We start from the raw sequence: 10000 nt of genomic DNA on the forward strand, positions 1-10000 counted from the left end.
CGCGATGCGACGCGGTCTGCGCCCCCGGCACCGAAACGCGAACCCCCTGTACCGAGACATTGGCCATGGCCTCAGCACGCTCAACCGCCTGAGCGATGGCGGTGGCGGCGGCTTCCATGTCGATAATATTGCCGGCGCGCACACCGCGCGACTGCACAAAGCCGACCCCCGCCACACGAATGGAGTGGTCGGCGCTACGCACACCGTCCGGCTTCATGATGAAACAGCCGATCTTCGAGGCTCCCAGATCCAGAGACGCGACGACGCCCGGCGTCACGGCCATCACGGCGGACTGACGCGAGGCGGCTTCGACGTGACGTCCTTCTTTGGCCAGTTTGCGATCTTCTAGACGCGACATGGACGGAGAACCTTAGGCTGCGGGGGCGGTTTCGAAGGGTTTGACGACCAGGGCATTGGGATCGGTGAGGTCAATGACCGCCAGCCCCTGATCGAGGATGCGCTGCTGGCTGATCAGGCCATCGAGGCGGTTGAGGGCCTCATCCTGATCCAGCGCCGGCAATTTGATAATAGTGTTGTTTTTCAGACGTATGTCCCAGCGGCGCGTATCCACGCGCACCAGCGCCCAGACGCGCGACATCAGCTCCGGCCGTGCCTGCATCAGTCGCAGGATGTCAGCACTGGCGGCATTGGCTTCCTGGCCCACCACCAGAGGCAGATCGAGGAAGTTGCCGGAATGGGCTTCGGGGATGACCTTGCCCGTATCGTCGATGACGTAGGTCTTGTTCTGATACTGCCACACCGCCAGACGCGGGCGCTCCACAACGCTGATGATCAACTGATCCGGCAACTGACGGCGCACCACGGCCGATTTGACCCAGCCGACGGATTCCACATCGGCCTTGACCTTGTTGAGGTCCATCAGGGCCAGTGGTTGCCCGCGCTGAAACTGCATCGCCTTGCGGATGTCTTCGCGGGCCACGTCGGACACGCCTTGCAGGCGCACATTCTGAAGATTGATGCCAATGGACGCGATGCGCGCATCGGTAAAATTCACCACACCTGTACGCAGGGCTTCCGCACGCCCGCCGGTCAGCAGGAACACAGCCATCAGACCGGCCGCGCCCAGAAAGCCTAACCACGCCGTCAACTCATTGGGCATAACCACACCGCCAAGCAGGGCAAATTTTCCGGCTTCGACCTTGCGCCCGCCACGGCCACGCGGAGCCGCCTGACGGGGTGACGCTTTCGAAACCGGGGCCGCCTGACGGCGCCCGCCTCTGACGACGGCTGGCATATTCTGTCCTCGTGATCGTCCGCCCAGTCAGGGCCGGTGGCGCTTCAGCCACCTACAACGCGGGCGCGCCCTGCGGTTCTTTGAACCGGTACGGCAGTGCCCTAAAATCAGGAGGCTGAGAGGATCAATAGACCGCAACAACCTTAATGATCCGCTAACGAACACCGTCTCGGGCAGGTTTTCGTTAGGCATATTTTGTGGGTCTTTTCCTCCACGCCTCAAAACCAGAAAAGGCCTGCGCCGGAGGGCGCAGGCCTTTTATCATCAAGGGACAAAGCGGTATCAAACGCCTTCCTTGACCTCCGGCACCACGGTTTCCGGCAGAGGCTCCGGTTCATCCGTCGTGGGCACTGCCAGACGGGTGGTGTTTTCGATCAGGATGCCGGTGTCTTCGTCGCGCACGATCTCTTCACCGCGTAGGACCTTTTCGATCTCTTCACCGCTGAGGGTTTCGACATCAAGCAGGGTCTGGGCCAGACGATGCAGGTTGTCGAGGTTTTCGGTCAGGATGCGTTTGGCTTCATCATAGCCGCCCTGCACCAGACGTTTGACTTCACCGTCGATGGTCTGAGCCGTCGATTCCGAGACGTCGCGACCAAAGGCCCCGTGCTCATCCTCAGCATCCTTATAGTTGACGAGACCCAGTGCGTCCGAATATCCCCAGCGCGTGACCATGGCCTTGGCCAGACGAGTCGCCTGCTGGATGTCCGATGACGCCCCCGACGTGATCTGATCCTTACCGAAGATCAGTTCTTCGGCGACACGCCCCGCCATCAGAATGGCCAGACGCGAGGTCATCTGCACATAGTTTTGCGAATAGCGATCACCTTCGGGAAGCTGCATCACCATACCGAGCGCACGACCGCGCGGAATGATGGTGGCCTTGTGCACCGGATCGGCTTCCGGGGCCTTCAGCGCCACGATGGCGTGACCGCCTTCGTGATAGGCCGTCAGCTTCTTTTCGGCTTCGGACATGGCCATGGAGCGGCGCTCGGCCCCCATCAGCACCTTGTCCTTGGCGTCTTCAAAGTCCTTCATCGTGACCAGCTTGCGGTCCTTGCGCGCCGCCATCAGCGCCGCTTCGTTGACCAGATTGGCCAGATCGGCCCCGGAGAAGCCCGGCGTGCCGCGCGCCACCACCTTGACATCGACATCGACGGCCAAAGGCACATTGCGCATGTGAACGCGCAGGATGGCTTCGCGACCGGTCAGGTCGGGGTTCGGCACCGTCACCTGACGGTCGAAGCGGCCGGGACGCAGAAGCGCTGAATCGAGCACGTCCGGACGGTTGGTCGCCGCGATGATGATAATGCCTTCCTGAGCTTCGAACCCGTCCATCTCAACCAGCAACTGGTTGAGGGTCTGTTCGCGCTCATCATTACCGCCGCCATGACCGGCGCCGCGATGGCGACCCACGGCGTCGATTTCGTCGATGAAGATGATGCACGGCGCATTCTTCTTGGCCTGTTCGAACATGTCACGCACGCGCGAGGCACCGACGCCGACGAACATTTCCACGAAGTCCGAACCCGAAATCGAGAAAAAGGGCACGCCCGCTTCACCGGCCACCGCACGGGCCAGCATGGTCTTACCCGTACCCGGAGGGCCAACCAGCAGGGCACCCTTTGGAATCTTACCGCCCAGCTTCTGGAACTTGGTCGGGTCTTTCAGGAAATCGACGACCTCCTGCAACTCTTCCTTGGCCTCATCGACGCCGGCCACATCAGCAAAGGTGACGCGGTTCTTGTGCTCGGTCAGAAGGCGGGCCTTCGACTTGCCGAAGCCCATAGCCCCACGACCGCCGCCCTGCATCTGACGCATGAAGAACAGCCACAGGCCGACGATCAGCAGAATGGGCAACAGACCGGACAGCAGCGACACCAGGAAGGGCTGGGTGACGGTCTTCATATTGACCTTCACGTTCTTGGAATCGAGCCAGTCGGCCGTATCGCTATTGGGATAGGGGATGACGACCTTGTGCTTCTGCTTGGCGGTGTCGGTAACCACGGCCTGATCGCGGTCGATATCGGCCGATACGATCTGACCCGCATTGACCCGTTCCTTGAGCACCGAATAGCTCATTTCCTTCGGCGCATTCTGATAAGGGGTCTTACCGACCACGGCATAACCGACCATCAGAACCGCCAGAAGTATCCCGACAATCGTCAGAGCACGAAAATTCATAAGCTTCCTCACAAGCAGCCAGCGGGCTGCGGGTCTTGACGGCGGCCAGAAACCGCCTGTTGGTTGAACCTATATAGTAGGCTCTTTAACGCTACGCTACCGGCAGACCGCAGGAAAACGCGGGACGACAGGCTTCCTCTTCGTTACGGATGAGGCCAAGCGCCGCACGCAACCGGTTGTACGTCACGTCCTGCAAATCTCCTGCCGCAAACAGGCGTACCGACTCGTCGTGTTTCAGCACAGGCACGGCGGCGCGCACGGCGGGCGGCAGGCCTTTCAAACGCAGGCGATCTTGCGGGGACAGAGCGTTAAGATGCCCCTTTGCCGGGACGATTTCGCCCCCGATGGCGTAAGCAGGCACGCGGTAGCGTCCGTCCCAGATATCACCGATCCGCTCAGGGCGTGCCCCATTGCGGGTCATGTCGCCGGGCTCACGGCAGATCAGCCAGCCACCCTCGTGCGCTTCGATGCGCGCCCCGCACAGGGTAAAGCGCCTGCGCCCCGCCGCAGAAGCGGTGAGGATATGCGCAAGCTCCGCCTGACGCGGCAGCTTGTCCCCACCCCCGGCACAGACGATCAGGGCCGCGAGGATGTCAGGTGCTGGCAAGGCAGGGATATGGAAACAGGCGGCACCTGTTGGCGTTACATTCATTGCAACCGCCAAATCCGGTGAGAGGGTGGCGCTACGCATATCGGTCGAAGAAGGCCTCACCCCCTGTTGCCGTACCCGCGCGCGCAGATAGGTAGGGTTGGCATTGGCCGGGTCATCGACATAGGACACACCCACCGCGTTCAGCCAGTCCCGCAGCCGCGCCCGCCCGATGCCCAGCAGGGGGCGCAGATAGAACATCCCCTCCCCCTGCGGCCAGAAGGGCGCGGGCGACCACAGTTTCGGTGCGCCAACCGTCGAACCTTCGGCGCGCATGGCGGCGGCTTCGGCCACGTCATCGGCATTGTGTCCCAGACAGAGGACGCGGATGTCTTTAGCCCGCGCCGCTTCGAGGATCAGAGAATGCCGTGCCCGGCGCGCCGCCGCCTGAAGCCCGGTACGAGGCTTATCCCCCGCCCAGCGCAGGACAGTGACCGGCACACCCAACGCGTGCCCCAGCGCTTCGACACCGCGCACCCAGTCGGCGCTCAGGGGGTTGATGCCATGATCAACGGTGAACACCTCCAGTGGTCTCTGCCCCCACAGCCACAACAGGAGGAAAAGGGCCACAGAGTCTCCACCACCAGACACCGCGACGCCCACGGGCCGTTCCGCCGGCCCATTGAGATACTCAGCGAAACGCAAACGGCTTGCGGCTATGTCCGGAAAGCGTTCCAGACCCGCCGCAAGCCGCGATTTTACATCAGGAGGTATTAGCTGCACTTGCCCTTGGTCGCCAGCGCCTTGGCCTGCGACTTGATGGCCGCCGACGCCGCCGAAGCATACCGCTTGTTAAATTCCGCAATCGCGACGCACGATTTCGGCGCGTCGGTTTGCGCCAGGGCGGTGGCCAGCTTCACGGTCGCTTCGGGGGCCCAGCTCGTCTTGGGCCAGCCCTTGAGCGAGGTGGCATAGGCGGCCACCGACCCGGAGACGTCCCCTTTGACGGTGCGAATCTGCCCCAGACGGAACCAGGCTTCCGGCGTCTGCGGTGCCGAGGCCCACTTGGTCGTAAACTCGGTAAAGGCGCGCTCGGCGTCGTCCATCTTGCCGTTGGTCAGCAGGTCGTAGGCCTGATTGAAGTCTCCTTCGGCCGTTCCGGTGGTCGGTGGGGGGGGCGGCGGTCCGGCCAGCGCCGCGTCGATGTCTTTCAGGTGGGCTTCGGCCAGATCAAGGCGCTGGATCAGCGTGCCGATACGCGCCTCCAGCCCGGCGATCTTTTCATTGGCCTGACGCGCGGCGAAGCCGGCCTCTTCGATCTGACCGGTCAGGCGCGTGATCTGCTGCGCCTGATCGTCAACCTTACGCGACAGGATTTCGACCGTTGCCTGAAGTGCTACGACTTCGGGGTCCGGTTCGATCAAAGCGGGCGGCCCGGCATTCTTACCGGTCTTGCCTTCATAATTCGAAATGGCGCGTTCCAGTTTGCGCACATTGCGGTCCAGACGTTCCAGACGCTTTTTGTCCCATTCAACCGGGGGCGATTTGTCGTCGGCCTCGTCCTGATCAATCGAAAAAAGCTGGGCGTGGGCGGGCGTCGGCGCAACCGCGCTCAGTGAGGCCGCCGTCGCAACGGCGATCGTCAGGGCGGAAAGGGTGGCCTTTAAACTCTGGCGGGTCATGCGTGTCCTGAAACCTGTGGGGGCGCGTGTTCAAATACCTGACGTGCGCGCCTCAGATGTCAACCATTTTTGTAACGGTTTCCATCGTGACGGGCCACTCCGGCGAAATTAAGACGCCGGCTGTGGCATAGAGGACCAAGAGAAAACCCCGCCAACTGGGCGGGGCTTCCTTAATCTATTTCGCGGCGGTAAGCTTGTCGTTCTGCACCCAGCCGACATTGTCGTTATCGTCCATGACTTCCCACCACATGCCGTCCTTATTGCCGGTCGGATAGAGGAGCATGTCCTTGGGCAGGGCGCGGATCATCTTGCCGGTCGCGGCCGGGGTGGCGCGCAGGCTGGTCGGCGTCAGGACGACGAACGAGCGCTGCGGCGCGGCGGCCTTACCGCCGACGTCAAGGCCACCCATTTCCTGCACCATGTTGGTGTAGGTGACGATAAAGGCTTGGGTTACGATACGGCCGATTTCCGTATCTTCATAGCCGCCGCCGACGGCCCCGGCAAAGCCCGCGCCACCGCCGACACCCCAGGTCAGGTCGTTCTTGGCTGCGCTGCCTTCAAACGAATTGGATTCCGACGTGCGCACGTCCGTCAGCGACAGGATGGTGTTGGCTTCGAGCTTCTTGGTACGGAAGCCGCCAATAACGGCCCCGGCGCGACCGCCGACCATACCGCCAATAATGCCTGCGGCACCGCCGCCACCCGTATTGGAGTCCGCCGCAGCGACCTCAGCCACCAGCACGAAATCCGCTGCCTTGATCTGGTTCTGACCGACATTGGAGCCGCCTTGCAGGCCAATACCCGCCGCCAGATCACGCTCGCGCTGCGCCGCGTTCATGCCTGCCCCGCGATCGACCAGCGAAAAGCAGCCGGACTTCTGAACGATGACACGCAGCAGCTTTTGCGGCGGGGCCAGATTGTTCTGCGCCCAGCCGCGTTCATCGTCACCGTTGACGATGGAGATGGTCCCCAGCTTCTTCGTGCACTTCGGGATCGAGTCCATCATGCTGTTCTGAGTTTGCTGAACCTTGGACGGTTTGGCCGTCTGGGCCATGCCAGTCGCCGGCACGACAAGAGCGGCCAACGCGATGGCGCTGAGATATTTATGCATATCCTACCCCCTGGTATGAAATGTCGGGATGCTGTTCGGGTGAGGGTCGCCTGTTCAACGGACAGGCCGACCAACGCGGTGACGCGGACTCTACTTTCCCCTGCGATAGCAGGCGAGAGGGGTTGCGGCAAGCCTGAGCCCGCCCCCTCCCCCATTCAGGGTATAAAAAAGGGCCCGGCGAACCGGACCCTTTTCATTCAGTCATCCTGGTCTGAACGCTTATTGCGCGCCTTCGGTGATGGCGGTGTGGGCGTTACGGTTTTGCGACCAGGCTTCTTCGTCAGCGCCCGTAGCGATCGGGTTTTCCTTACCGTAGGAGATGGTCGAGATGCGCGACGGCACCACACCCTTGGAGGTCAAGTACTGCGACACCGACTCGGCGCGACGCGCGCCCAGGGCAAAGTTGTATTCACGGGTGCCGCGCTCGTCGGCATTGCCTTCGATGCGGACCTTCACGGCCGGATAGCGAACGAGCCACGCGGCTTGCTTATCGAGCAGGGCCTTGGCGTCTTCACGCAGCGACGACTGATCCAGATCGAAGAACACGCGGTCGCCGACATTGACGACGAAGTCTTGCTGCGAACCCGGAACCGGGCCGGTCGGCGACAGCGGCTTGGTCTCGGCGGGCGGCGGGGGCGTATAGGCCGGGGGTGTTGCCGGCTGTTCGACAACGGCCGGCGGGGGCGTCACGACTTCCGGCTTCTTACCGGCGCAGGCGGCCACGGATAGCGTGGCGCAGGCCAGCAGAGCGAGTTTGAATACAGACTTGGTCATCGAAAAAACCCCTTGGTTGGAACAATTGCAAAGTGGATGGAAACGGCGTGCCATTTCCTGAGAAAATGAATGATGCTACTTTTCCGCCAGATGGCGAATTTGTCAAACCCTAACACCACGTTTAGTTACATTCTGTAACAGTCTTGTGGCAAAGATGTTGCACTGCACACATAATGCGCTCAAAAAACAGGGTGAGCCCAAATCCTCATAGGCAAAATAAGGATTTGGGCTCGTAAAAATTAGTATCCGATAGGGAATATCGCGCGATATGCCCCCTATTTCAGTCGGGGCGACCACGCCGGGTCTGATGCGCCACCCGAATAAGGCACGGCGCGCTCAATGCGACCCGACGCTTCCACCATCCACAGCGACGGCAAAGCGCCCGGCGGTTCGCGGAAGAACATGATGTAGCGGCCATTGGGGGCCCAGGTCGGGCCCTCTTCGAGGAAGGATGAAGTCAGCAGCTTTTCATTGCCGCCCCCGGCATCCATCACGCCGATGGAAAACCGCCCGCCCGACTGCTTGGTGAAGGCGATTTTGTCACCCTTGGGGCTGAACACCGGCGTCGAATAGATACCGCCACCGAACGAAATGCGGCGCACACCCGAACCGTCGGCATTCATGGCGTAAAGCTGCGGCGAACCGCCCCGGTCGGAGTTAAACACGATGGTCGAACCGTCCGGCGAGAAGGAGGGCGAGGTGTCGATGCCGGGATCGGTCGTTACGCGGCGCGTAGCCCGCGTGCGCAGGTCCATCACATAGATATCCGTATTACCGCCCTGCGCCACCGAATAGGCCAGCTTGCTGCCATCGGGCGAAAAGCGCGGCGCGAAGACCATGCCCTTGATCTGGCCCACGGCTTCCTGACGCCCCGTCTCGATATTGAAAACATAGATGCGCGCTGAGTCTTCGCGCAGCACCATATAGGCCACTTCCTGAGAGTCGGCCGAGAAGCGCGGCGTCATCACCTTATATGAGCCGTCGGTCAGATAGGACGGATTGGCCCCGTCCTGATCCATGATGGCCAGTCGCTTGACGCGCTTACCGCGCGCCCCGCTTTCGGCCACGAAGACGATGCGGGTATCGAAGTAGCCCTCTTCACCGGTCAGCTTTTCATAGATGGCATCGGCGATCTTGTGCGCGATACGGCGCCAGTTTTCCGGCGTGGCCGTTACCGATTGCCCCAGAAGCTGCTTTTCGGAAAAGACGTCCCATAGGCGGAAATCGACCTGAAGGCGGCCTTCCCCATCGACACGCGCCACGCCATTGGCGAGCGCCTGCGCATTGATAGTCTTCCAGCTGGCGAAGGTGGGCGTGGCGTCAATGCCGACGCTTTGTTCGATAAAAGCATTGGGGTCGATGGGCTTGAAGAAGCCCGACCGCTCAAGGTCAGCCATCACCACCTTGGTGATCTTGTCGCCCAGATCAGAACCGCTCGATTCGATGTCGATGGCGATGGGCAGGGGCGCGATCACGCCCTCGGTGACCTCGCCGCGTAGCGGAGTCTGTGCCACCGCATGCGTAGCCACAAGCGGACCGATAGCGATGAAAGCTGAAAATACAAAGTGCTTAAGCCGCTTCAAGAAATAGGTCATAGCCTCTCCTGACGTGATCATTAACGCCCCCGACAAGCCTGATCACCACGAAAGGTGATTGCCAGTGGTCTGTTATAAAGTTCATCGGGCAAACCGGAAAAGAGTTCGCCTTTCTTAACCGCCGCCTGTGCGCGCACTGCGGCAGCTTCCCACAACGGATCAGCGCGACGGTTTGTCCACTCCGGGCCCTTGATGACGCGCCCATTGGGTGAGATTGTGAACGTGATTTCAGGATTCACACGCTCTGCTCCGGGAACGTCGCAGTTGGGTGACCAGAGTTGCTGCAGGCGGCTAATGACTTGATTAAGCGCCAAACCCGTATCCGCCGCGGCACTGCCTCGTGCTGACGAGCCATCGGTCGGCGTGCGGGTCGGGCGGGCCGGAGTCCGTGAGTTGGACTTAGGAGGCGAGGACTTCACCTGAGAAAGGGAATCGAGATCAAGCGTCTGAGGCTTCGGCTTCTGCGTGCCCTTGGGGTCTGGCTTGGTCTTGGCCGGTTTGACAGGCTCCAGCTTTTTGGGCTCAGGCTTTTTGGTTTCCTTCTTCACCTCCGGCACCGGCTGTTTCGGCGCGGGCGGTGTCGGGACCGGTTCTGGCTCAGGCGTCGGCACGGGTTCCGCGGGCGCAGGCTCAGGCACGGGCTCCAGCACCGCCGTCTCATCGACCGGCGCGGCGGCCATCGAGCGTTCGGGCAGTTCGGCCACGATCTGCACCGGCACCGACACCACCGGCTTGGCGTCCGGCAGGGTGTTCCAGTTGAGGAAGGCAAGCGCCAGCACACCCGCGTGCAGGAGAAGCGAACCTATAAGG

The 10000-nt window shown here is 61.6% G+C and carries 8 protein-coding genes and 1 pseudogene; all 9 read right to left on the bottom strand.

Annotated elements, in window-relative coordinates:
* Nucleotides 1–358: pseudogene (locus tag LDL37_RS03525) on the bottom strand (cell division protein FtsA); the annotation flags it as partial.
* Nucleotides 359–370: 12 nt separating this feature from the next.
* Nucleotides 371–1255: a cell division protein FtsQ/DivIB gene (locus tag LDL37_RS03530; RefSeq protein WP_290794424.1), complete on the bottom strand. Its 885-nt coding sequence runs from the start codon at nt 1253–1255 to the stop codon at nt 371–373.
* Nucleotides 1256–1537: 282 nt separating this feature from the next.
* Nucleotides 1538–3439, bottom strand: a complete 1902-nt coding sequence (gene ftsH / locus LDL37_RS03535; protein ID WP_290794429.1) for an ATP-dependent zinc metalloprotease FtsH — start codon at nt 3437–3439, stop codon at nt 1538–1540.
* A gap of 91 nt (nt 3440–3530) precedes the next feature.
* The gene (gene tilS, locus LDL37_RS03540; RefSeq protein WP_366509212.1) at nt 3531–4811 is read right to left on the bottom strand and encodes a tRNA lysidine(34) synthetase TilS; all 1281 of its coding nucleotides are present in this window, start codon (nt 4809–4811) and stop codon (nt 3531–3533) included.
* Nucleotides 4802–5710 carry a tetratricopeptide repeat protein gene (locus LDL37_RS03545; protein ID WP_290794431.1) on the bottom strand — a complete coding sequence of 303 codons (909 nt, stop codon included), beginning with the start codon at nt 5708–5710 and terminating at the stop codon, nt 4802–4804. The genes tilS and LDL37_RS03545 overlap by 10 nt, the downstream gene beginning before the upstream one ends.
* Nucleotides 5711–5885: 175 nt before the next feature.
* Complete coding sequence (locus tag LDL37_RS03550; protein WP_290794434.1) at nt 5886–6821, bottom strand: CsgG/HfaB family protein; 936 nt, start codon at nt 6819–6821, stop codon at nt 5886–5888.
* A gap of 219 nt (nt 6822–7040) precedes the next feature.
* Nucleotides 7041–7595: a peptidoglycan-associated lipoprotein Pal gene (gene pal / locus LDL37_RS03555; protein WP_290794437.1), complete on the bottom strand. Its 555-nt coding sequence runs from the start codon at nt 7593–7595 to the stop codon at nt 7041–7043.
* A 275-nt stretch (nt 7596–7870) separates the two neighbouring features.
* A complete protein-coding gene (tolB, locus tag LDL37_RS03560; RefSeq protein WP_366509213.1) occupies nt 7871–9190 on the bottom strand; it encodes a Tol-Pal system beta propeller repeat protein TolB in 1320 nt (439 codons plus the stop codon).
* 20 nt (nt 9191–9210) lie between these two features.
* The coding region (locus tag LDL37_RS03565) for a hypothetical protein (RefSeq protein ID WP_290794440.1) at nt 9211–10000 on the bottom strand (790 nt) is incomplete at its 5' end.

This window comes from Asticcacaulis sp. (genome assembly GCF_020217185.1).
GTDB lineage: Bacteria > Pseudomonadota > Alphaproteobacteria > Caulobacterales > Caulobacteraceae > Asticcacaulis.